The following is a 23298-nucleotide window of genomic DNA, read 5'->3' as shown; positions in this document are numbered from 1 at the left end:
ATATATTAAATCCTGTCACAAATTAATATTCATAAAAAAGGTCAATCACGTATAAGTGACTGACCTTTTTTCGAGTGCTAGCCTATTTATACTATAGTTGGTTCAATATAATTTGGAGACAAGGAAGCCAAGTGAAAGTACTACAAATAGTAGACTAAGCGAGGCTGACACCGTATCCAATTTATAGAGAACTAACTATATCAGCCAAGCTTAGGCTCAAGCCATTGATAAACTAGCATTCCTATAATCATGGCAGGAATAAAGACATAGGCTTGCCACTGCCCCGTACCGAGCAAGACGATTCCTGGTCCTGGACAGATACCAACCAACCCCCAACCGATACCGAACAACATCGCACCAATCAGCAGCTTTTTATTAATGACAGTTTTGCTTGGCATATCAATCGGTGTACCAATCCAGCTGCTTTGTTGACGCTTTGCTAATCGTACACCGAAGAAAGCGACAATCAGACCACCGCCCATCACAAGAGCAAGGGAGATATCCCATGCACCAAATACGTCCAAAAACCCTTGTACCTTTATAGGATCATTCATACCTGACACCAGTAGTCCCAGTCCAAACAGCAGTCCTGCTAGCAATCCGATTATATTTTTTAGCATCGTCGTATCTCGCTATTATTATCTTTTATTAACCATCATATGTCGTTCGCGTATGAGTCCGACCATCAGTCTTCATCTGGCAATCTGCCATGAGTTCGCTATAGTAGGCCTAGTACGTGACGACCGATATAAACGGTCACAATCCCAAACAGCATAAAGGTGACAGTCGCTGCCAATGACCGTGGAGACAGCCGTGCGTTACCACAGATACCATGTCCACTCGTGCATCCAGAACCTAAGCGCGTGCCAAAGCCGACCAGTAACCCTGCACCAATCAATAATGGCACGGAAGTACTGATAGCTACCTCAGGTAGCGGTCTTGCCAACTGATATAGCAGTGGTGAAATGACCAAACCCAGTATAAAGAGCACCTGCCACATCTCTACACGTTTGGGTTTTAGTAGGCTTGAAAAAATACCACTGATACCTGCTATACGGCCGATGCCTAGCAGTAAGATAACCGTCGCTACGCCTAGCATTAGACCCCCAACTAAGGAGATCGGCGTAAATGCTTGCCAGTCTATTTGTATGCTCATAACGGGCTACCTAATTAAGTTTATTCAATACGTATTTGAATATTAATTCATAAAAATACATTATATTATAAAATATAATAAAAAGGTAAAAAAATACTGAACCTAGCATGACACTAATGGTTCAGTATTTTTTATAACTGTAAAGACTGCCCTGCAAAGGCTTTAAAAGGGGCAGTGAAAAAGACTTAATAAGCTATCACATTACTATCTTTATCAGCCCTCTTAATTGGTATCTTTACTGGCCTAACACTTTATCAAGTGCCGTTTCAAAACGCTCTACTGTGCCATCGATATCAGTTAATTTGTCCAAGCCAAATAGACCCAAACGGAAAGTTTTGAAGTTATCGGGCTCGCCCACTTTTAATGGTACGCCAGCAGCGATTTGCACTCCGATTTCAGCAAACGCGCTACCTTTATGCATGTCATCACGATCGGTATAAGAGACGACCACACCAGGTGCTTTAAAACCTTCGGCAGCGACGCTCTCAACGCCCTTGGCTTCTAATACTTCACGGATACGTTTGCCAAGTGCCCACTGCGCGTCACACAATTTATCAAAACCAATTGCTTTGGCTTCATTCACGGCATCACGGAACTGACGTAAGCTGTCTGTCGGCATAGTCGCATGGTATGCATGACCGCCATTTTCGTAAGCACGCACGATATTCAACCATTGCTTTAGGTCGATACTAAAGCTATCAGACTCAGTACTGTCCACTTTTTTGACAGCAGCGTCGCTTAACATGACCAAACCAGCGCCCGGCGTACTGCTCCAACCTTTTTGCGGTGCGCTAATCAGCACATCGATGCCCAATGCTTTCATATCTAGCCATACACAGCCTGAAGCGATGCAATCAATGACTAACAATCCGCCGACGCTATGCACAGCTTCGCTCAACGCTTTGATATAGTCATCTGATAAGATGATACCCGATGAGGTTTCGACATGCGGCGCAAATACAACTGCTGGCTTTTCTTCTCTGATTTTAGCTACAGCAACGTCGATATCGACTGGAGCAAACGGCTTTGGCGACTCACTATCATCAGCACGATTGGCCGTGAGCACTGTAGATGACTTGGCGATTTTGCCTTTTTCTAAGATTTGCGTCCAACGATAGCTGAACCAGCCATTACGAATGATTAGGCAGTCTTCATCATTTGCCAACTGGCGAGCGACTGCTTCCATACCATAAGTACCAGAACCAGGAACGATCACCACGGTGTCCGCGTTATACACAGATTTTAGGTCACTAGATAGGTCGTTCATCACTTGCTGAAAGGCTTTTGACATATGGTTCAGCGCACGATCGGTGTAAACCACTGAATACTCTAATAAGCCGTTTGGATCGATATCTTGACGTAATGCAGGCATTGAACACTCCTAGTGTATGGTTAGATAATATGCGACATGGATTAGATAGCACTATAATCAAGTACTATTATTTTTGATGGTGAGATCTTGCGCTGTCTAGAGATGCATTATTTTTAAACAAACAAAAAACAACGGACACTGATGAGGTCTACTAACGTGAAGTTAATATATTTGTAGTCATATTACGAGCAAACACCAGCACATATCTTGACCTAAGCCATCCATGAGAGCTTGATATTAGCACTGATACTGAAGGTTGACAACGATACGCTCAGGCAACGATATGACTTGCGCTATCGAGCATTTATTGGTAGGTATTGATTGATTGATAAGTTTTGATTTATAAAGCCACGATGAAAGCATCAATGCCCTCGATGAGCATCTTGTAGTCCTGACACTACGAAGTCTAGCAACTCACTATCGCCTTCGCGTGCGGCTTTGCGCATCAGTTTCGATGGTGCATGGGTCAGTGTTTGAGTCAAACGTCTTGACAGCTCAGTGATGATATCTTCTGGACTGACATCGTCTTGTTGCAGCTTAGCAATAGATTCATGCAGCAGCTTATCCACCTGACCTTGAGTACACGCACGATACTGCTGAATGTCTTTGCCAACTTGGCGAACCTGAAAGCGGCGATCTATCTCAACCACCAATTGACTCACTAGCAGCTCAGCATCCACTGCGGCTTGGCGACGCTGCTCGATATTACCTGCAATCACATGCTGCAAATCATCGACAGAGTACAGATAAACATCATCAATACGGCTAATGGTCGAATCGATATCGCGCGGTACGGCCAGATCTATCATAAGCATTGGCTGATAACGGCGACGTTTTAGCGCTTGTATGGTCATTGTCTTATCAATCAACAAATCCATACTGCCACTACAACTACTAACGATATCGGCTTCCGCCAATACTTGCGGTAACTCTTGTAAGGGTCTAACGTCTACGCGGCGATTAGGGCCACGTAGCTCAGCCGCTAATGCTTCGGCACGTTCGGGATTACGGTTACAGATAATGACTCGTCCGACCCCTAACCCTGCGATATGAGTGGCAACTAAGCGATTCATCTCACCTGCCGCAACGACCAGTAAAGTACGACTAGGTAAATCATCAAATATCTGAGTGACCAGTTTAGCTGCGGCAAAGCTAAGCGATACGGCCTGTGCGCCAACCTGCGTCTCATTACGCACTCGTTTGGCAGCAGCGAATACTTGATCGATGATCCAGCCGAGCTGATTGCTGAGTACTTTTTGGTCTTGAGCCAGATGCACAGAGTTTTTGATTTGCCCGAGAATCTGCGGCTCGCCCAGTATCATAGAATCGAGACCAGCCGCTACTCTTAACCAATGAGTCAATGCATGGGTATCACGATGTACATAGAGATAAGGATCAATATCAACGAGTGGCAATTGCTTGAAGTCAGCCAGCCACGTTTTGATTTTGGTAATATGCGCACTAATCGAAGCAGACGAGATATTCATGCTACTACTAAAAGTATTATTGGATGATGATTGATCAGCAGCTTTGACATCCTGCACATTAGATAATTGTGAGTCAGATAGTTGGCCGTTAACATGCTGCGACGTTGAAGTGTGCGGCACTAGCGCATAGATTTCAGTGCGGTTACAAGTAGAGACAATCACGCTACCATCAGTAAAGGCTTCTATTTGTTTGAGCGCGACATTTACATCGTCACCCACAAGCGCCAAGCGCTCTCGCAGAGCGACTGGTGCAGTTTTGTGATTGACCCCAATGACCACTAATCTCATTATCGATAGACCATAAACATGACGCTCAGTTGCCCCTTACGCTATCTTATTATTTTTAAAAGACAGTTTTTGACGACAGCGCTAAAAAGGAAGACCCTAAAAACCGCCTATTATATCATTATTGCGGGCTTTAATTAACACTCACCCATCTATGATGACCATATCTCTGTATCTGGTCGCAAATGTAACAAATCAACTACTCATACGATTTATAAAATCAATAGCTGGGTTTTGACTTATGGTCAATAATATAACGTTAAATCATTCGCTTACTCTATCTTAACTTGTTATATTTCTATAATATTCATTTCGACAGACCTATCTATATTTAATCATCTTCAGTATCGTTCTTTGGCAACGTACTCGCTACTAGTAGCATACTCATACAGCCAGACCTGCCAATATCTGAGTAACACGGATGCTATTGTTTATCTCATCGGTCTACTCTTATAATGCTTGTCATGGGTACATATTGCCAATATCTAACGTAAAATGATTAAAACAAACTTGCCTTATCTGTGTAGGTAAACCATGGGCGAATACGGCTATCTATGATTTTTTTTGGGTCATTACTTCGGTCACCACATCCCTATAGCGAATACTCTAGCTTCCGTGCTTTATTGCATGTCGCTATTGAGCGCCTATGTCAACGATATAAGCTAGCGTTGTCTCTAGCCGTGTGCCTGTGTTTGGCAGCCCCTGTTCATGCTAGCCACCCCGATGTATTGCTAGAAACAAAGATTCCTAAGGTATCCGTTGCTACTGAGAATAAAGCAGCTAACAATAAGCTAAATGGCAATAAAGTAAATGATAGTAATGCCGCGATTGATACACCTTATAATGAAGATACGCTAACTATAGAAAACGTAAAAAATATTAATGGCTTAGCGCCAGCCAGTTTATGGCAGCCTGAGCTTAGTGAACCAAGCTTATACGCTCTACTGGATGCCGAGTTTGCTGCCGATCGCGATGACAAACGACGCGCGGTCTCTATTTATAAGCAACAGTCTTTTAAAGAAGATGCGACAGCGGTGTTTGAGAGAGCACTCAGCCTGTCTCTGCGTAATGAAAGGGTTGAAGACTCTTTGCAATTTGCCAAAACATGGCAAGATCAAAACCCTGATCACGTACCTGCTTGGTTTTATGTCGCACATTTGGCCTTACGCGCCCATGATTATATCTTAGCGGGTGAGACTCTAAATCGCATCTTGCGTTATGATCCGCGTGCGGACTTAAGCGAAATCCTTATCGGTATTTATCCGAACAATGACGATGACAAACGCGAGCTACTTGCCGCATTGCAGCCACTAGATAGCGAGCAAAATGCCTCACTGTCTGTATTAAAAGCGGGTTTACTCTATCAATTTAATGAGCCTGAAGTCGCCATCGTACATATCAACCGTGCCTTAGATCGTCAGCCTGACTATGTGCCCTTTATTACGTTAAAGGCCGACATATTGCGCAAAATCGTCACCGCAGAGACTGTCATCAATTATGTCAGTCAAGCTCGTCTACGCAATCCTGATAGCAAAAGCTTATATTTATACGAAATTCGTTATCTATTAGATTTAAAACAAAGCGAGCAAGCTTGGAAATTACTGCTTGAAGCGCATAGCCGTTTCAATGATGATTCTGAGATTACGCTGCTCGCAGCTTTAGTAAGCCTAGATATTGAAGAGTACGCTAGTGCCGATGAGCTACTCAATATGCTTGCTAAGAGTCCAGCTTATCTTGACCAAGCCTACTATTATCTTGGTATTAGTGCCGAGCGGCAGCAGCAATTTGATCAAGCCAAAACCTATCTCAATGGCGTCATGCAAGAGGATTTGGTATTAGAAGCACGTAGAAAAGTAGTGGCTTTTGAATTACTCGATGACGATGTCGATGGGGCAATCGCGACGTTAGAGAAGCTGCGCAAAGACTTCACAGTATTCGCGCCTGACACTTTTGTCATGCAAGCCGATATCTTGTGGCAACAAAACGAATCTGATGAAGCACTGCGTCTACTAACTCGTGCCGCTCGTAAATATCCTGACAATGAGATGCTACTCTTTGCACGGGCTCAGCTGCTAGATGATAAAGAAGACTATGTCGTTAAGCGCGCCCTGCTCAACCATTTGCAGGCTTTAGATCCTAGTAACTTATCCTATCAGTTGAGCTATGCACAGTTGCTACTGGCAAATGAGCGCAGCTCAGAGCAAGGTTTGGCACTAGCTACCGCAATTATTCAGATTCGCTATGATGACCCACGTTATGATAACGACCTACATCTGCAAGCCTTAAATGTCTTGGCAGGTAATGCATTGGCCAAAGAGAACTATCAGCAGGTCATCGACTATCTACAGACACCTTATGATGTGCTGCCAACTCTGCGCTCAGGCACGCTGTTATTGCGCGCCTATCAAGGCTTAGGTAACAATGACAAAGTTGAGGCGTTACTCGCCGACTTGCAGCAACGCTTCTCATTCGGACAGCATAATATCAATGACCGCATACAGCTGTATTAATATCGCTGATTTTGTATGTGCTATTTGAGCTTTGTAGTCACAGAGATATGATAGTTGATAAGGTTTTTATAAATAACGAAGCATTTATAAATTACAAGGTCATTATAAGAAGCTAACAGCCGTGCATAACCGAGCAACAAATAACGCTTAAGCTAATATCTTTGTTCATCTTTCCATTTTGAGAAACCATTATGTCAGCATTAATCACTTCTTTTAAACCAAATAAACTGGCTCTTTTCACTGCTATAACTGCAGCAATGGTCATAACCTCTGGCTGTCAGTCATTAAAAACGGCCAACGCAACTAACCAACCGACGACGACTATACAAGGCCAAAACGCTGAACAACCAAAAAAGCTAGAGAGCTTCAATATCACCGGTAAAATTGGGGTAACGACGCCTGCGAATGATTCGACCGGTACCCAAGGTGGTAGTGCGTTCTATGCATGGGGTCAGCAAAATGACCGATTTGCCATTGAGCTGATTGGCGCACTTGGTATTGGTAAAACCAACATCGAATACAATGGTCAGACCGCTACTCTAGTTAGCGAAAAGACAGGTACATTGACCGCTGATGATCCCGAAACCTTGCTAAAGAAAGCCACTGGTTGGCAAGCACCAATTTCACAAATGCCTTACTGGATTTCTGGTCGCCCGGCACCTTCAGACAGCGCACCACAAATGGATGATCAGAACCGTTTAGTTAGCTCAGTCAATGGTGAGTGGACAGCCAGCTTTACTTATAAAGGTACGGATAAGCTACCTAGTAAAATTAGCGCAGTACAACCACAAGGCAACAAAGTTGTAATGACGATTAATCATTAATCCATCATTGATTAATGATATGAACTACGCTAAAAATCATTATTGCTAATTAAAATAGCTGTTTATAACTGCACCTTATGATAAAAAAATATGACTGAAAATATAGCTTCATCATTCGCTTCTAAAATTACTCGTTTATCACCTGCAAAACTCAATTTGTTTTTGCACATCACGGGTAAACGTGCCGACGGCTATCATAATTTGCAAACGGTATTTCGCCTGCTTGACTGGGGCGATTACTTGCATTTTTCGGTCAGTGATGATGCTGTGATTTCTACTATAGCTAGTGAATTAAGTGCTAACCAATTCTGTCATCAGCTACTGATACTAGATAGTGCAGAGGCTATCACTACTAATATAGAAGACAATTTAATTTTCAAAGCGGCACGCGCATTGCTAGCATTTGCCATACAGTCAAACACTTTACCTGAGCAATTAGCACAAGTGCGCATCATTTTAGACAAGCACTTGCCAATGGGTGCAGGGTTAGGCGGTGGCTCATCTAATGCAGCAACGACTATGCTAGTGCTCAATGAGATTTGGCAGCTTAACTTTACTTGTGCTGAGCTCATAAAGATTGGCACGACTGTAGGTGCGGATGTACCGATATTTATCTTTGGGCAAGACGCTATTGCCATGGGAATTGGTGAAGAACTGACTACGATTGAGTTGCCTGACCAGCAATATTTAATCTTAACGCCTAACGCTCATGTAAATACTGCCAAACTATTTGCCCATCCTAAACTACAGCGAGATATCGCACCCCTATCGGTTGCAACTATCCAAAACCAATACGCTGACTATGTACAAACGCTCACTACGCCTTATCATAATGTCTTTACCCCAGTGGTCACAATCCTTGCTCCTGCTGTTGCAGATGCCTTAAGTTATCTACAGGGGTTAGAAGCGCAAACACTCGGCACAGCACGAATGACTGGCTCTGGTAGTGCCGTGTTTTTGCCGTTGGATGCGAGTGTGGCTACTAATGAAAAGCTTGTGGCGAAGTGGATTGCAGATGCGCCTTGTACGGCATATATCGTTGGAAACTTAAAATAGCACATATAACCTTTAGATTTTTTATCATCTAAATAATGACAGTGGTAGGATTGCCGATTTTAATTTGCTAAAATAGCGCCAGCAGTAACCTATGATGAATAAATACCAGAAAAAGCAGCAAATGACTTGCAAAATCTGAAAATTTACTTATAATAGGTCGCCACAATAGGGGTATAGCCAAGTTGGTAAGGCATCAGGTTTTGATCCTGACATCCGTTGGTTCGAGTCCAGCTACCCCTGCCATTTTTTAGTACGAAGCGTTAGAGATACATCGAGTATAAGCGGTTTATAGACAGCCACTTATCTTATTGTCATTGACAACGTTATCCCAGTTTCGGTATAGTTCGCAATGGACACCGCTAGGGAAAAGTTATGTTTTAAACGGTTTATCCGTTTTTTAGATAACTGACAGGTCATGACACTATATTAAGAACGACTACTTAGTCGCTATTAAATATCGGTTGTTCATAGCCTAGACATTACAGGGGTATAGCCAAGTTGGTAAGGCATCAGGTTTTGATCCTGACATCCGTTGGTTCGAGTCCAGCTACCCCTGCCATTTTTTACTGTAATAGTATACTTCAACACCTTCACCACTCTTTTCTTAATTTGAGCAGTTTGACACTGCTTAGCGGTCGCTGCTTGAGTCAATCAATAGGACTTCTGTCATGCCTTATTTGGCGATTTTTACGGGTAATGCCCACCCAGAATTAGCAAAAACCGTAGCCGATCATCTTCACATACCTCTTGGTAAAGCTGACATCACGCGTTTTTCTGATGGCGAAATTGCCGTGGAAATCAAAGAACACGTACGTGGTAAAGATGTGTTTATCATGCAGCCTACTTGTGCACCGACCAACGACAACTTGATGGAAATCATGATGATGGCTGACGCTTTGCGTCGCTCTAGTGCTGGCCGTATTACAGCTGTAATGCCGTATTTTGGTTATGCTCGTCAGGATCGTCGTCCACGCTCAGCTCGTGTACCTATCTCGGCTAAAGTAGTCGCTGACATGTTAAACATCGTCAGTATCGATCGCGTAATGACTGTTGATTTGCACTCAGATCAGATTCAGGGTTTCTTTGATATCCCTGTAGACAACATCTACGGCACACCTGTATTGCTAAACGACCTACAAAAGCAAGACTATGACAATATCATGGTTGTTTCACCTGACGTAGGCGGCGTGGTTCGTGCACGTGCGATGGCCAAGCAGTTAGGCGATACCGACATGGCAATTATTGATAAGCGCCGTGCTCGTGCCAATGAGTCACAAGTAATGCATATCATTGGTGATGTTCGTGACCGTGATTGCGTTATCGTTGATGATATGGTCGATACTGCAGGTACATTGTGTAAAGCAGCTGAAGCATTGAAAGAAAATGGTGCGCGTCGCGTCTTGGCTTACATCACGCACCCTGTCCTATCAGGTAACGCACTGAAAAACATCAGCGAATCTGCATTAGATGAAGTGGTTGTGACCGATACGATTCCACTATCTGCTGAAGCCAAAGCCTGTAGCAAAATCCGTCAAGTCAGCATCGCACCAATGCTTGCTGAAAGCTTACGCCGTATCAATAACGAAGAATCTATTAGCGCGATGTTTGACGCTTAACCTGATACAGTTATTTTTAAAACAGTTATTGCAGTAATTTTTAGTAGCAATGACTGTAGTAAGACATCTTGAATAGTTAAAAAACAGAGCGTCAAGTATCATTACTTGGCGCTTTGTTTTGTGTAGGCGTTTTGCGTAGGTCTTTATTATTGCTACAGAATCACGTATAATGCGCGCCTGTGCTGACCTTTTCGTTGTTTTTATTAGGCCAGCACTATCAAAAGTGCTGATCATGCTTAACAGCAACCATCGTTATGGTAATTATCGTAGCGAGCGCTGCTATAAGCAAATGGCTAAGCTTAGACATTACGAGTTTTATTCGTAACCATAATATTAGCTATCATCACGTATTAGTGGATTGGTCGCAAATCCACTTTTTTATGACCAGACACTTCATCATTTTTTTTATAGGATTATATCCATGAGCATTAATCATTTTGAACTAAACGCCGTTGATCGTGCTGCTGAACTACAAGGTAAAGGTGCGAGCCGCCGCCTACGTAAGCAGAACCTAGTTCCTGCTATCATCTATGGTGGTAACGAAGAGCCAACAGCTATCTCTATCAAGCTTAACGAATTAGTAAAATCACTAGAGTTCGAAGCGTTTTTCTCACACATCTTGACTATCAACGTTGACGGTGAAGAGCATCAAGCAGTTATCAAAGACTTGCAGCGCCATCCAGCTAAAGGCTTTCCAATGCATGCTGATTTCCAGCGCATTGTAAAAGGTCAGAAAATCCACATGAACGTTCCTGTTCATTTCACTGGTCGTGAAGATGCGCCTGGTACTGCTGCTGCTGGTGTACTATCTACTCTAGTATCTGATATCGAAGTTATCTGCTTACCATCACAACTTCCTGAATACCTAGAAGTAGATGTGTCTGGCATGGAAATTGGTGATTTGTTCCGTCTATCAGACATCAAACTTCCTGAAGGCGTTGTTATTCATGAGCTTGAGCTAGAAGACGGCCATGACCGTACTATCGTTAACATGCAGCCACCAACAGTAGAAGAAGTTGATGCTGATGCTGACGTTGATGCTGATGAAGTACCAGCAACTGAGCAAAACGACGGTACTGAAGAAAACAAAGACAGCGAGTAATAACTGTTTCTAACTAGTGCATTATTTTGTGCTGGTTAGTGATACATTCGTTTAGTCAATAAAACAGCAGGTGATTAAAATCTCCTGCTGTTTTTGTAAGTAAGGTTTGAAAATAAACTGTCTATCAGTACTTCAATCCTTACCCCTATTTATCAAATTCAAGCAGGGTGTTTTTATGGCCATAAAGCTTATTGTCGGTCTTGGTAATCCTGGTCAGCAGTATATGTTTACGCGTCATAATGCAGGATTTTGGTTTGTCCATCATTTGGCTCAACAGTTTAATATCACGCTCTCCCCTGATAAGAAATTTCATGGAGTGACAGGGCGTGGGCAGATTCATGGATCTGATGTGCGTTTACTTATGCCGCTGACGTTTATGAATAAATCTGGTCAGTCAGTGGTGCCTATGGTAAATTTCTATGGCATCAAAAATGATGAATTGTTGATTGCTCATGATGAGCTCGATATTCCAGCTGGTAGTATCAAACTCAAAACAGACGGTGGACATGGTGGTCATAACGGCCTACGTGATATCACGCCGCATATTGGCAATGATTTTCATCGCCTGCGTGTGGGTATCGGCCATCCTGGTCACAAGTCTAAAGTTAGTGGACACGTTCTCTCTAAAGCATCTCCTGATGAGCAGATTGCGATTGATAGCGCGCTGACAGCTGCTTTTGAAGCACTCCCATTATTGTTAGATGGTGATGTAGAAAAAGCACGTTCACAAATCAATGGCTTTAAACTACCAGAATAATATAGTCGTTCAATGATAATGACCTTTTATTTTGGCAGTTTTATCCCCATTAACCTTTTGATTTAGTTAATTAATATCAGTTACGCCAAGGAACCAACCTATGCTACTTAATATGCTTAAATGCAAATTACACCGTGCCCGTGTTACCCACGCTGAACTTCACTATGAAGGCTCTTGCGGTATCGACGGCGATCTATTAGATCTTGCTGGTCTACGCGAAAACGAATCTATTGATATCTATAACGTGACCAACGGTAAGCGCTTTCGCACCTATGCTATCCGTGCTGAGGCGGGCTCTGGTATTATTTCATTAAATGGTGCTGCGGCTCATATGGCAGATTTGGGCGATATCGTTATCATTTGTGCTTACGCGCATTTTGATGAAGTTGAAGCGTCAACGTATCAGCCAAAACTGGTCTATTGCAACGAAGACAACACCGTTAAAGACACAGCAAATATCATTCCTGTACAAGTTGCTTAATATGACAGGATGGTGAGGTTTTGGTAAATTTAAGATAAACACAAAGTTACATTTTTGAATTAGCTGCTATTATTACTAAAAATCTCGATGTTAAAGGGAAAGCTGAATCTAAATCAAGATTCGGCTTTTTTTATGCAATTTTTCTCTATTAAACTCATATTTTTCATCATATATAAGGAAACATACCGATGTGGTTGGCCGCGCTTGCAATACTGATTGGGTTAGCAATTTTAGTTTGGAGTGCCGATGTCTTTATTGATGGGGCGACAGCACTAGCAAAGAAATTTAGTGTGCCTAGCTTCTTAATTGGTGTCTTAATATTGGGTATAGGTACGTCAGCGCCTGAGATGGTGGTATCAGTGCTAGCAGCAATAGAAGGCAGCCCTGAGCTGGCTCTAGGTAACGCTTATGGCTCAAATATCATCAACATCGCATTGGTACTCGGTGCAACCGTATTGATTAGCCCTATTATCATCCGTAGAGGCATCGTAAAGCGCGATTTGCCCTTGCTGCTACTGATTACTATCATCGCTGCTTGGCAGCTACGTGATGGAACACTGAGCCAAGCTGATGGTATCGTATTATTAATTTTGTTGGTCGCCGTTTTAGGGCTACAGTTCATAATGAGTATACGCGAAGGCTATCATGAGCACGAAGACGATATAGTCGTGGCTAATGCTGACTCAGAGCACTCAAATAACTCAGAGAGCTTAGAAAAGCTAGAACCAAGCGTAACGCGTGGTCTTGTCAGTTTAATTATCGGTATGCTGATGCTAGTAGCTAGCTCACGCGCTATCGTTTGGGGCGCTGTCGAGTTAGCAACGCTATGGGGGCTTAGTGAGCTTATCATTGGTCTAACGATTGTCGCAGTTGGGACCTCACTACCTGAACTGGTATCGAGCTTGTCAGCCGCCCGTAAAGGCGAGCATGATATGGCGCTTGGCAATATCATCGGCTCTAATATTTTCAATACTTTGGCAGTTGTCGGCTTAGCAACCGTCATTGCTCCTATCGCTGCTGATCCAGTAATTCTATCGCGTGATGTGATGGCGATGGGAGTCTTGACGATATTGCTAGTGACACTATGCGCATTTGCCTTTAAAACAAAGCGACAATTCGGTCGTACGTCAGGTGCCACATTAGTGTTGTTCTTTATGGGCTACACTGCATGGCTGATTCAAAGCGTTAGTATGTAACTTTTTAGGCTAAAGCAACTGAGCATTGGTACAACTAAATTATTACGTCGATAAGAGTTACTAGTTCAATAAAAATTATTAGGTCAATAAAATCAGACTAAGATTTTTTCTTACGATTTTTAAAACCGCGCCATAACCCTTCATGTGCCACTTTTGGCATCTTTAGGGTGATGGTGTTGGACAGCATATCTTGTACTGCCAGACCGCGAGGGTTGAACAGGCAGAACACGTAATTGAATACCAAACCAAGAAACGCGCTGGCCAATAAGGCGGCGCGTGATCCATCAATAAGACTACCAATAATGCCAAAAATCAGCGGCATCAGACAAGCGGCCAAAATACGCTTAAACGACTGACCCCACGTTAGCCATTGACCCGCATCATTGATCGTTTTTAACCGCCACGTCTGCATACCCAATGTCTGACCACCACGGCGCCAGAATATCCCATAGAATGCCACGAGCGTCAGTACAAATGATGGCGTCATAATGGCGTTCTGATACCAGCGTGGCAGTGACTGAGCTTGTGATGACTCAGTACCCGTCTCCATAGTTAACAGCGTACCGACGACGGTTAGTATCGTCCCTACCAAAAACAATAACGCTAAAATCAGCATACCATCATAGAGAATCGCCACGACACGAATCATAGGCTTAGCGATGGTTGGCTCTTCGTTAGGATCTTGCTGTACAGGCGCACTCGATTGAGGCTTTGATTTGCGAGTCGTTTTTGACGGACGTTTAGATGGACTTTTTGACATGGTACAAGCTCATAGCAAGCAGTGAATAGTAACGCTATTGTACCGTAAATGGTGGGGCTATCGTACATTATCCTAGATGACTATTTAACATCGTAGATGGCTGTCCAATATCATAGATTGCTCTTTAATATTATTAGTTGGCTATCCAATCATGCTAAAAACAAGGGATGGTCGTAGAATAAATAAGTAGAAGGGTAAAAGCTACAGACATAAAAAAACCGCCAATTGTCATAAGACAGGCGATCATTTTAATGTTTTATCAGCTTGTATTAAGCTATTATGCAAATGGTGCGCCTGGAGAGATTCGAACTCCCGACCCCTTAGTTCGTAGCCAAGTGCTCTATCCAACTGAGCTACAGGCGCGTATTTTGCACTTTATCCACTGCGAAGATAATATCTTTTGCAGTAAATTAGGTTGGTCATTATATAGATAATATCGCTTGTGTCAACATCTTTTTTAATTAAAACAAATTATTTTTTGAATTAATTATTAAAATGTTTAACGCAGTATATTGCGTTATTACTCTAATAACAACTGAATAAATGGCGGTGAAGGAGGGATTCGAACCCTCGATACGCTTACACGTATGGTTCCTTAGCAGGGAACTGGTTTCAGCCACTCACCCACTTCACCTAACGATTCAAGACATTTATAAAATTTCTATAAACATAGTATTGATGCTAACAATACGTCTCATGTCGTGGGCGAGTATTATAACAAAGCCAAAACGAATTGCAAGCGTTGTCTACAGATTTAATGCGGCTTTTGTCAAAATTATAGATATAAGTACTTATCTTGCATTTTTATACGGAAAATTATGACATATCATCGCTAAATATAACAATCAAACTGCTTATTAATGTTAGGTCTGCTCACTCTACCGTCTTATACCTCACCCACAAGCATAAGACTATAATAGATTTTTTAGTAGTAGGTGGCTATAGTATTTGTCACTTACTTTCAAAATATCTCAAAAGGAGCTGTTATGCGACCTGTCGTACTGTGTTTTTCAGGATTAGATCCCTCAGGCGGTGCTGGATTACAAGCGGATATCGAGGCCATCGGACAGTCAGGGGCACATGCAGCCATCGCGTGTACGGCGGTCACTATCCAAAGCTCACAGCAGGTATTTGGCTTTGAGGCTTGTGCGGCATCATTGGTAAAAGCTCAAGCTACTGCGGTGCTTGATGATCTACCTGTTAGTGCTATCAAATCAGGTATGCTAGGTACCACTGATAATATCGCAATGTTGACCAAACTATTTACTGATCAAGTTATCGATAAGGATACCCCATTTGTCTTAGACCCTGTACTAGTCGCGAATAGTGGGGGCAGTTTGGGTGATGAAAAAACGCTGGTTAGCGCCTTTAGACAATTGCTGCCCTACGCCACTTTAATCACTCCAAATACTCATGAGCTACGTGCGCTTAGCGGTGAGCAAGACCTGCATGTCGGGGCACAAAAGCTATGTGCTCAAGGTGCTCATGCCGTACTGGTAAAAACCTCACATGATTTTGATAGCGGTGACATCGAGCAGTACTTATATATACAGGGGGAAATGGTCCATAAAAGTACTTTACCGCGCTTAGATGGTGAGTTCCATGGCTCAGGATGTTCACTTGCCAGCTTTATCGCTGGACGCTTGGCAATAGGCGATGCTCTCATCGATGCTGTGCAAGCCGCAGACAGTTGGATTACCCAGACATTGCGGGCAGCTGATGCACCGCATCCTGATGATGCGCAAGCTCAGCTCATACCAAATCGCTTTGTTCGTTTTTAGCATATCTAACAAGCCATAGCTTACCCAAGTAGCAAACGCAAAAAAGGCGTTCTATAAAAATATAGAGCGCCTTTTTTATGACAGTTTTTAAATTTGATTAGACTTAACCCAAGGTTGGCAACACACTCGCAGCCAAGCCACCGATGAATATCTCCAGCAAATAAAATGCTAAGAAAGCAACCATTGGCGATAAGTCTAGCATACCTAAATTCGGCGTAATGCGACGAAACGGGGCCAAAATTGGCTCAGCCAAATTAATGATAATGCCAATAATCGGATGCTCAGATCTGGTAAACACCACAATCCAGCTAACGATGATAGAACCAATCACCAAGTAGCGACACATGCGTAAAAAGTCTAACAATAAGCTAGTGGTACCTGTAAAGAATAGCGGTACAGGGGCAATACCTTTATGCGTCAATGCGGCCTTTCCAGAGATATCGATTAGACGAATCAAAAACATCAGCACGATAGCGGCAATACTAATACGTCCTTGTGCAACAGTCGGAAAAATACGCCCGAATACATCGACGATATGCGTCGCTTTATAAGCAGGGGCTATCATCGGATTGCTCGCATCCATCCCTGCAAACTGCAACATAAAACGAATAAACACCAGCATCATAGCGAATGTGGTGACCAAATCAAAAATTTGAAATAACATGTTGTTCATGAAGTGCTACTCAATGTGACATTATTAACAGATTCTAGGATGACAAATGTCATTATCAGATGCTGATGATTACATAAGGTGTGTCGTCAGTGGTGACTCACAGCACACCTTGTCAGTGTTTACTTACTCATCTCTTCACTTAACGCTTGGCTACGATCATAGCAAGCTTGCATGGCCTCGCTGATTTGACGACCAATCTCATTGGCTTGCATTGACTCAACCGCTGCCTGAGTAGTACCGTTCGGTGAAGTGACTTTGCGACGTAACTCAGCTGGTGCATCATCACTATTCATCGCCATTTTTGCAGCACCTAACATGGTTTGCATAGCGAGCGCTGAGGCTTGTTCTTTATCTAGCCCTAATGCAACTGCCCCATCGACCATCGATTCGATGAAATAAAACATATACGCTGGCGCTGAACCTGATACGGCTGTAACGGCATGCATATGCTCTTCGTCATCGACCCACATCACCAAACCTGAGGCTTCCATAACAGCCGTTGCTAGCTGTTTCTGTTCTGCTGAGATGTTATCTGTACCATAAAGGCCTGTCGCACCCATCTGAATCATAGAAGGCGTGTTTGGCATTGCACGGACGATATTGCTATAGCCGCCCAACATGTTTGATAAAAGATCAGTCGATAAGCCTGCCGCCACTGAAATGACCAGTTGAGTGTCTAATACGTCAGCAAAAGCACTTACCACTACTTTCATCATTTGTGGTTTGACTGCGAGTACCACTATATCTGCACCGATCACAGCAGACTTTGGATCAGCCATTGGATCAACAGTATTTAGACCTTTGGCGGCTAATTGCTCACGTGCATCGCTGCTAGGATCGGCGACCGTGATCAAATTTGGTTTGATGCCGCAACCCACAAGCCCGCTAATGAGCGCTTGTGCCATGTTTCCGCCACCAATAAAACTGATTTTTTTATTATCTAATACCGACATACTTGTCTCCTAGTCACAAAATTCAAAAGGTATTCAACTTAACATACTGATATGTAAAACGACACTCAGTTTATCATACTGCCACTATCGCCGTTTGATAAATTCAAAATGTCGCGCCTGACATCAACCTGATAAAAATCAACGAGTCAGCCAACAGATATTAAACTTTTGACACTTTTTATTTTAGACTAAGCTCACTTGCAATGTACTCGGCTAATTGATTGCTTTTAGCATCGCTATCGGTATCGTTATCGGTCTGCTCAGAACTCAAAAGCCAACTCTCAAATGGTGATGCTAGTAACAGAGGAATATCAGTTTGTATGTCGCTTCCATCTTCAGATTTTTTTGTAAGGGTAATGCTGACTACCATTAAGCTGTCTCGTAGCCATAGTGGAATCCCAAGCGTTTGATACAGTTTTTTTCCTGCTTGTGGGCGCGCAGCCATCTCGGTCTTTAACCGTTGCTCACGGTTTAATGGCACTATTTTTAACACTATCTGTTGTGCTATACCGTCCGCACTATTTTCTAACAATCGTACCAGCGCATCTACCTTTACTTGCAACTGCCAAGTATAACGATCACTGCTACGTATGGTGAGCGATGTTAAATTATTAGCTGAATGACTAAATAAATTACTAGATAAAGTCAGTACCTGCTCGGTCAGTGGTAGCTTCAGCCAAGACATCCATTCGCTGCTCATACGATAGAGCTGCTGACGATAGCGGCGAATGGTATAAGATGCCTTACGACCTTGCCAAAACAGTTCTGTTTGATGATCTTGGTTATCACGTTGGCTTAGAGTTAACACATCATCGACGAGTTGCTTAGCAGGTGGTAACGGCTCATCTTGACCGAGCCAATAGTGCAATAATTGACGTTGACGATACATGGGTAGCTTTTGCAACGTATCGATATTTAGCACGCGCTGTGCAGGTAAAAGTTGCAGGTCTGTATTTTCTGTCTGCTGCATATCCTGCATAGCTTGAGCATTGACTGTTTCCTGTGCATCACTTAACAGTTGCGCGCTGCGAGCAATATTATCAATGACATTGTGGTTGTATGTAGCCAGTATTGGCATGATATCGCGGCGTAGCCCACTACGTACGTTGTCGCCGCTGTCATTCGTAGGATCATCTATATAAGGCAACTCTAAACGCTTAGCATAGGCGCTAATGTTTGCACGTCGTATCGTGAGCCAAGGTCGCCACAGGATATTGCGCTGTACGCCCTGCGTTTGCACCCGCCATGGCTGCATACCAGACAGGCCGTTAACTCCAGCTCCTTGAATGAGCCGCATTAACACCGTTTCAGCTTGGTCGTCAGCATGATGGCCCAATAGCAAAACATCACCTTGATTGATATGTGCGCGCATTACCTCATAGCGAGCTTGCCGTGCTGCCTGTTCATCATGACCGTTTACTTGCGCACGTAATATATAACACGGTATTTTTTGAGCCTCTGCCCAATCAGCGACATGGGCTGCCCAAGCGCTACTGTCTGCTTGTAATCCATGATCGACATGTAACAGCTGCGGCAGACATGGCAATCTACCTTGTCGATAGAGCTGCACACACAGCGCCGCAAGTGCCAATGAATCACGCCCACCACTACATGCCAGCCAAAGACGACGACCATGCAACTGATCACTATAAACAGACATACTGCTCAATAATGCGGTTGCTAGTGTCTTATCAACTGGCAAATCGGCAATTGATTTAATAGGATGTGAGATGATTGCGCTGCTGGTCATAGTCAGCCTTATTTTTCGTTATTTTAGATGCTTCATATACTAACAGCCATAAAAAAACGTGCCATTAAATGACACGTTTTTATTTTAGCATTAAGACTCAAACTCTAATATGAAAAGCCTATTATTAATAATAGCGACTTAACAATAAAGGCGCCATAACAACCAATTAAGCAGGTAACATCACTTCTGAATTGAAAGACTTTAGCTTTTTATAACGTAGCTCACAACGCTCTTGAGGATCTAAATTTTTGATTTCATCAAGCTGCTCAGTAATCAATGCTTTTAGAGCATTCATTACAGGTTGTGGCTGCACATGTGCACCCTCGCCTTCTTCAATGACAGCGTCAATCAAACCCATTTGATAAAGGTTAATGGCGTTTAGTTTTAGTGCTTCACTAGCGTCTTGTGCTTTTTCAGCAGTTTTCCAAAGAATAGAAGCACAACCTTCTGGCGAGATCACTGAGTAGATGCTATTTTGTAGCATATTTACTTTATCGCCAACACCAATTGCCAGTGCGCCGCCTGAGCCGCCTTCACCAATGATAGTCACAATTACAGGCACTTTCAGACTAGAAAATACAGCAATGCTTTCTGCAATCGCTTGCGCCTGTCCGCGCTCTTCTGCGCCAATACCAGGATAAGCACCTTGGGTATCCACAAAGGTCATCACTGGAATGTTAAAGCGCTCAGCCATTTTGACCAAACGAATCACTTTGCGATAGCCTTCAGGATTGGCCATACCAAAGTTATGAGCAATACGCTCACGGGTGCTACGACCACGATGCTGACCAATTACCATCACAGGCTGACCATCAAAACGCGCAAGACCACCTAAAATGGCTTTGTCATCGGCAAAAGCACGGTCGCCATGCAACTCGTCAAATTCGGTAAAAAGCTGATTAACATAGTCCATAAATAATGGACGCTTGGCGTGTCGTGCAAGCTGCACACTATCCCAGACAGTGCTCATAGACGCTTCCCTTTAATAATTATACTTAATGTATTTATGTTTAAGAATAATATCGTTATCCGTATTCAGATAATGAAAGTACAGTTGTAAACTCAATAGGAGCTATAGTAGCACATCTTAAATAGCATGACATTATCGACAACGCCGCTTTTGTTACGTTAATCTTTAACTCAATACTTACAATGGTAACTGCTCAACCTCTGGAGTCTCGGCCTCTTGGGCTTCAATCACACTAAGCTGTACGCCCCACTTAGCAAACTGGTCAATCTCCGTACGTAAATCTGCGAGCAAGAACGCATAATGCTCACTACTATCCGCTAAGGTGATTTGCCAGCTGTTTTCAGCGACTACCTTTAGTTCTAACTCTGGTAGCGCATAATCACTGCGGCTATGATGTGCCAGTACGGCGAGGCGTAACAGTAAGCAAAGGTAAACCAACTGATCGCCACCAATCTGACAAGTCTGCTCTAGCATATCGGCTTTGAGCTTGCGACGATGGTTCAGCATCAGCTGCGCCATGCGTTTTTGATCAACTTGCGAGAATCCTGGAATATCAGAGTATTCAAGCAAATATGCGCTGTGCTTGTGATAGCTACTGTGACTGATTGCCAGTCCTATCTCATGCAAGAAAGCAGCACGTCTGAGCAAGTCGCAATCATCATTGGACAGCGCAAGCTTGTCTTTTACTTGTTCAAATAAATGGCGACTGGTCTTGACCACTTGCTTGGCTTGCTTTTTGTCCCCTGAATAACGCTTGATTAACGCCAATACACTGCGGTCACGCACATCTTCACTAGCAAAACGACCGAGCATATCGTACATAACGCCTTCACGTAACGCGCCATCTGAGTAAGTAATGGTCTCAACACCCAATACTTTCATTACCGCGCGCAATACTGCCACACCAGCAGGAAATACAGCTTTACGATGTTCTTTGACGCCTTCTAACTCGATATCATCAATATTGCCAATCTTAATCAGCAATTTCTCTAATTTTTTGACACCTTTATAGGTAATGCGTTCTTGCTCATCGGCCCAACCTTTTGATACTAAAACATTACGCACCGCTTTGATTGTACCGCTTGAGCCGACTACGCTACTCCAGCCTGTCTTTTGATAACGACCGTTAATCGCTAAAACTTCTTTGCGTGCACCTGAAATCGCACTATTAAAAGCTTCTTTAGTAACCAGTCCGTCAGCAAAGAATTTTTGAGTAAAAGAAACACAGCCCATTTGTAAACTTTCAGTCAATAATGGGTCGAACTTTTGACCAATAATAAACTCTGTCGAACCGCCGCCAATATCCATAACCAAGCGTTTATCACTACTCTCGTTGGTATGCGAGACGCCCAAATAAATCAATCGCGCCTCTTCGCGGCCCGCGATAATCTCAATAGGTTTTGGCAGAATTTCATTGGCACGGGAAATAAAGTCGTTGGCATTTTTGGCTTGACGCAATGCATTGGTCGCGACCACACGAATACGCTCTGGCGGTACTGAATCCAAGCGCGCCACAAAGCGGCTTAAACAATCAAGACCGCGCTGTTCAGCAGCTGCGCTTAGAATATTATTTTCGTCCAGACCGGCGGCGAGCTGTACCTTTTCAGACATCGAGACTACTTTTCGCACTTCCCCATGGTCAAGACGAGCAATAGCTAAATGGAAACTGTTGGAACCAATATCGATGGCTGCCATCATTTCATCATCGCCAATTGGCGGATTCGTAAGGTAGTCAATAGGCATAGGACAAGTCGTCACCGTGTTAGAGAGAGTGGATAGTTTACCAAAATCACGTGCTATATAGTTATAAAATCACATGTATAGAAAAAAGTCATAACCACAAAAATCAGGGCAATTTTGTCATTAAAGCATTTATGCCAAACACTCGCAAGCAATGCAAAGTTGTAGCAGGGATATCGACGACCACCTTATAAACTGACAGGTATCGGCTCAGCATCTAGCGCTTGTGTTACGCATATCGGTTTGCTACATTGAAAGCTATCAATATCATGATAAAAAACCGTTATTTACAGAATTTTTATCCGTACAATTTACTTCAAAAGCCACCAACTAATCGGTTAAAAACCATCTGCAATTAATAGTTATCAACCTCACCAGCAAGGAAGCTAGTCACATGAATCAGACCATCACAAAAGACGCGACCCAAAATACTGAGACCCCTATCAGTAGCTCTAAAAAAGACATGGTAAAAACTGAAAGTTCGCCCAAACAGGCATTTTATGATTTTTACTTAGATGAGCATCAAAACATAGCTTGTCGCCGCCTACATTTTGCAGGTAGTAGCTTTGGCTTATTAGGACTGGCAAAGTCTGTCAAAACTGGCTCAGCCAAACCTTTGGTAAAGGGCATTGCCGCCGGATATGCCTGTGCATGGGTTGGACACTTTTTCTTTGAAAAGAACAAACCCGCTTCTTTTAAGTTTCCATTGAAAAGCTTTGTCAGCGATTTTCGTATGTATAGCGATGTGCTACGAGGCAATCTAAGCTTGAGAAATCGCAAGTTCGATAAAGTACGATAACGTTTAGTCGTCGTATAAATTAAATGACAA

Annotated in this window: 20 protein-coding genes and 4 tRNA genes; 12 read left to right on the top strand and 12 right to left on the bottom strand. The window is 43.1% G+C overall.

Features of this window, described 5'->3' with window-relative positions; all coding sequences use genetic code 11:
* Positions 1–200 precede the first annotated feature (200 nt).
* From ACS8FA_RS16215 to hemA, 4 genes are all read right to left on the bottom strand, one after another.
* Positions 201–620, bottom strand: coding sequence for a DUF6691 family protein (locus ACS8FA_RS16215; protein WP_439264093.1), 420 nt, complete (start codon positions 618–620; stop codon positions 201–203).
* A gap of 98 nt (positions 621–718) precedes the next feature.
* The gene (locus ACS8FA_RS16210) at positions 719–1156 is read right to left on the bottom strand and encodes a YeeE/YedE family protein (protein WP_165597767.1); all 438 of its coding nucleotides are present in this window, start codon (positions 1154–1156) and stop codon (positions 719–721) included.
* A 235-nt stretch (positions 1157–1391) separates the two neighbouring features.
* On the bottom strand, positions 1392–2528 hold the full coding sequence (locus tag ACS8FA_RS16205; RefSeq protein WP_439264091.1) for an aminotransferase class V-fold PLP-dependent enzyme: 1137 nt from the start codon (positions 2526–2528) through the stop codon (positions 1392–1394).
* A 362-nt stretch (positions 2529–2890) separates the two neighbouring features.
* Complete coding sequence (hemA, locus tag ACS8FA_RS16200; RefSeq protein WP_439264089.1) at positions 2891–4303, bottom strand: glutamyl-tRNA reductase; 1413 nt, start codon at positions 4301–4303, stop codon at positions 2891–2893.
* 551 nt (positions 4304–4854) lie between these two features.
* On the opposite strand from hemA, the gene ACS8FA_RS16195 reads away from it, so the two are divergent.
* The 10 genes from ACS8FA_RS16195 (at position 4855) to ACS8FA_RS16150 (ending at position 13842) form a co-directional block, all read left to right on the top strand.
* A complete protein-coding gene (locus ACS8FA_RS16195; RefSeq protein WP_439264087.1) occupies positions 4855–6810 on the top strand; it encodes a tetratricopeptide repeat protein in 1956 nt (651 codons plus the stop codon).
* Positions 6811–7001: 191 nt separating this feature from the next.
* On the top strand, positions 7002–7634 hold the full coding sequence (gene lolB, locus ACS8FA_RS16190; protein ID WP_439264085.1) for a lipoprotein insertase outer membrane protein LolB: 633 nt from the start codon (positions 7002–7004) through the stop codon (positions 7632–7634).
* A 90-nt stretch (positions 7635–7724) separates the two neighbouring features.
* The gene (ispE, locus tag ACS8FA_RS16185) at positions 7725–8690 is read left to right on the top strand and encodes a 4-(cytidine 5'-diphospho)-2-C-methyl-D-erythritol kinase (protein WP_439264083.1); all 966 of its coding nucleotides are present in this window, start codon (positions 7725–7727) and stop codon (positions 8688–8690) included.
* Between the two features lie 167 nt (positions 8691–8857).
* Positions 8858–8933, top strand: a tRNA-Gln gene (locus ACS8FA_RS16180).
* 240 nt (positions 8934–9173) lie between these two features.
* Positions 9174–9249 (top strand) — tRNA-Gln (locus tag ACS8FA_RS16175).
* Positions 9250–9358: 109 nt separating this feature from the next.
* Complete coding sequence (locus ACS8FA_RS16170; protein ID WP_057758042.1) at positions 9359–10306, top strand: ribose-phosphate pyrophosphokinase; 948 nt, start codon at positions 9359–9361, stop codon at positions 10304–10306.
* Between the two features lie 421 nt (positions 10307–10727).
* Positions 10728–11408: a 50S ribosomal protein L25/general stress protein Ctc gene (locus ACS8FA_RS16165; RefSeq protein WP_057758040.1), complete on the top strand. Its 681-nt coding sequence runs from the start codon at positions 10728–10730 to the stop codon at positions 11406–11408.
* A 175-nt stretch (positions 11409–11583) separates the two neighbouring features.
* Positions 11584–12165 (top strand): aminoacyl-tRNA hydrolase, encoded by a 582-nt coding sequence (gene pth / locus ACS8FA_RS16160; protein ID WP_101205142.1) that lies wholly within the window; start codon positions 11584–11586, stop codon positions 12163–12165.
* A 100-nt stretch (positions 12166–12265) separates the two neighbouring features.
* Positions 12266–12646: an aspartate 1-decarboxylase gene (panD, locus tag ACS8FA_RS16155; RefSeq protein ID WP_010196068.1), complete on the top strand. Its 381-nt coding sequence runs from the start codon at positions 12266–12268 to the stop codon at positions 12644–12646.
* A 188-nt stretch (positions 12647–12834) separates the two neighbouring features.
* Entirely contained in the window at positions 12835–13842 is a 1008-nt protein-coding gene (locus ACS8FA_RS16150; protein WP_439264080.1) for a calcium/sodium antiporter, read from the top strand.
* Between the two features lie 97 nt (positions 13843–13939).
* Here ACS8FA_RS16150 and ACS8FA_RS16145 read toward each other — a convergent pair whose 3' ends face one another.
* The 3 genes from ACS8FA_RS16145 to ACS8FA_RS16135 all read right to left on the bottom strand — a co-directional run bounded on the left by ACS8FA_RS16145 (position 13940) and on the right by ACS8FA_RS16135 (position 15236).
* Positions 13940–14602, bottom strand: coding sequence for an RDD family protein (locus ACS8FA_RS16145; protein WP_439264078.1), 663 nt, complete (start codon positions 14600–14602; stop codon positions 13940–13942).
* A 286-nt stretch (positions 14603–14888) separates the two neighbouring features.
* A tRNA-Arg gene (locus ACS8FA_RS16140) sits at positions 14889–14965 on the bottom strand.
* A gap of 181 nt (positions 14966–15146) precedes the next feature.
* A tRNA-Ser gene (locus ACS8FA_RS16135) sits at positions 15147–15236 on the bottom strand.
* A 352-nt stretch (positions 15237–15588) separates the two neighbouring features.
* Here ACS8FA_RS16135 and ACS8FA_RS16130 point away from each other — a divergent pair.
* Complete coding sequence (locus tag ACS8FA_RS16130) at positions 15589–16383, top strand: hydroxymethylpyrimidine/phosphomethylpyrimidine kinase (RefSeq protein WP_439264077.1); 795 nt, start codon at positions 15589–15591, stop codon at positions 16381–16383.
* Between the two features lie 103 nt (positions 16384–16486).
* Here the strand turns inward: ACS8FA_RS16130 and ACS8FA_RS16125 are convergent, their stop codons facing one another.
* The 5 genes from ACS8FA_RS16125 to ppx all read right to left on the bottom strand — a co-directional run bounded on the left by ACS8FA_RS16125 (position 16487) and on the right by ppx (position 22472).
* A complete protein-coding gene (locus tag ACS8FA_RS16125) occupies positions 16487–17056 on the bottom strand; it encodes a YggT family protein (protein WP_101205146.1) in 570 nt (189 codons plus the stop codon).
* Between the two features lie 119 nt (positions 17057–17175).
* Entirely contained in the window at positions 17176–18009 is an 834-nt protein-coding gene (proC, locus tag ACS8FA_RS16120) for a pyrroline-5-carboxylate reductase (RefSeq protein WP_114701337.1), read from the bottom strand.
* Positions 18010–18187: 178 nt separating this feature from the next.
* The gene (tilS, locus tag ACS8FA_RS16115; RefSeq protein WP_439264074.1) at positions 18188–19759 is read right to left on the bottom strand and encodes a tRNA lysidine(34) synthetase TilS; all 1572 of its coding nucleotides are present in this window, start codon (positions 19757–19759) and stop codon (positions 18188–18190) included.
* A gap of 166 nt (positions 19760–19925) precedes the next feature.
* Entirely contained in the window at positions 19926–20729 is an 804-nt protein-coding gene (locus ACS8FA_RS16110; protein ID WP_439264072.1) for an acetyl-CoA carboxylase carboxyltransferase subunit alpha, read from the bottom strand.
* A gap of 177 nt (positions 20730–20906) precedes the next feature.
* Positions 20907–22472: an exopolyphosphatase gene (ppx, locus tag ACS8FA_RS16105; protein ID WP_439264070.1), complete on the bottom strand. Its 1566-nt coding sequence runs from the start codon at positions 22470–22472 to the stop codon at positions 20907–20909.
* A 460-nt stretch (positions 22473–22932) separates the two neighbouring features.
* Here ppx and ACS8FA_RS16100 point away from each other — a divergent pair, with 460 nt between their 5' ends.
* Positions 22933–23268, top strand: a complete 336-nt coding sequence (locus ACS8FA_RS16100; RefSeq protein WP_439264295.1) for an Mpo1-like protein — start codon at positions 22933–22935, stop codon at positions 23266–23268.
* Positions 23269–23298 lie beyond the last annotated feature (30 nt).

Source organism: Psychrobacter sp. 1Y1 (genome assembly GCF_051847395.2).
Taxonomy (GTDB): Bacteria; Pseudomonadota; Gammaproteobacteria; order Pseudomonadales; family Moraxellaceae; genus Psychrobacter.
This window is presented reverse-complemented; position numbering and strand designations above follow the sequence as displayed.

Coding starts and splice junctions, on each gene's coding strand:
- ACS8FA_RS16215 (WP_439264093.1), bottom strand. CDS start 620: ATGCTAAAAAATATAATCGGATTGCTAGCAGGACTGCTGTTTGGACTG.
- ACS8FA_RS16210 (WP_165597767.1), bottom strand. CDS start 1,156: ATGAGCATACAAATAGACTGGCAAGCATTTACGCCGATCTCCTTAGTT.
- ACS8FA_RS16205 (WP_439264091.1), bottom strand. CDS start 2,528: ATGCCTGCATTACGTCAAGATATCGATCCAAACGGCTTATTAGAGTAT.
- hemA (WP_439264089.1), bottom strand. CDS start 4,303: ATGAGATTAGTGGTCATTGGGGTCAATCACAAAACTGCACCAGTCGCT.
- ACS8FA_RS16195 (WP_439264087.1), top strand. CDS start 4,855: ATGATTTTTTTTGGGTCATTACTTCGGTCACCACATCCCTATAGCGAA.
- lolB (WP_439264085.1), top strand. CDS start 7,002: ATGTCAGCATTAATCACTTCTTTTAAACCAAATAAACTGGCTCTTTTC.
- ispE (WP_439264083.1), top strand. CDS start 7,725: ATGACTGAAAATATAGCTTCATCATTCGCTTCTAAAATTACTCGTTTA.
- ACS8FA_RS16170 (WP_057758042.1), top strand. CDS start 9,359: ATGCCTTATTTGGCGATTTTTACGGGTAATGCCCACCCAGAATTAGCA.
- ACS8FA_RS16165 (WP_057758040.1), top strand. CDS start 10,728: ATGAGCATTAATCATTTTGAACTAAACGCCGTTGATCGTGCTGCTGAA.
- pth (WP_101205142.1), top strand. CDS start 11,584: ATGGCCATAAAGCTTATTGTCGGTCTTGGTAATCCTGGTCAGCAGTAT.
- panD (WP_010196068.1), top strand. CDS start 12,266: ATGCTACTTAATATGCTTAAATGCAAATTACACCGTGCCCGTGTTACC.
- ACS8FA_RS16150 (WP_439264080.1), top strand. CDS start 12,835: ATGTGGTTGGCCGCGCTTGCAATACTGATTGGGTTAGCAATTTTAGTT.
- ACS8FA_RS16145 (WP_439264078.1), bottom strand. CDS start 14,602: ATGTCAAAAAGTCCATCTAAACGTCCGTCAAAAACGACTCGCAAATCA.
- ACS8FA_RS16130 (WP_439264077.1), top strand. CDS start 15,589: ATGCGACCTGTCGTACTGTGTTTTTCAGGATTAGATCCCTCAGGCGGT.
- ACS8FA_RS16125 (WP_101205146.1), bottom strand. CDS start 17,056: ATGAACAACATGTTATTTCAAATTTTTGATTTGGTCACCACATTCGCT.
- proC (WP_114701337.1), bottom strand. CDS start 18,009: ATGTCGGTATTAGATAATAAAAAAATCAGTTTTATTGGTGGCGGAAAC.
- tilS (WP_439264074.1), bottom strand. CDS start 19,759: ATGACCAGCAGCGCAATCATCTCACATCCTATTAAATCAATTGCCGAT.
- ACS8FA_RS16110 (WP_439264072.1), bottom strand. CDS start 20,729: ATGAGCACTGTCTGGGATAGTGTGCAGCTTGCACGACACGCCAAGCGT.
- ppx (WP_439264070.1), bottom strand. CDS start 22,472: ATGCCTATTGACTACCTTACGAATCCGCCAATTGGCGATGATGAAATG.
- ACS8FA_RS16100 (WP_439264295.1), top strand. CDS start 22,933: ATGGTAAAAACTGAAAGTTCGCCCAAACAGGCATTTTATGATTTTTAC.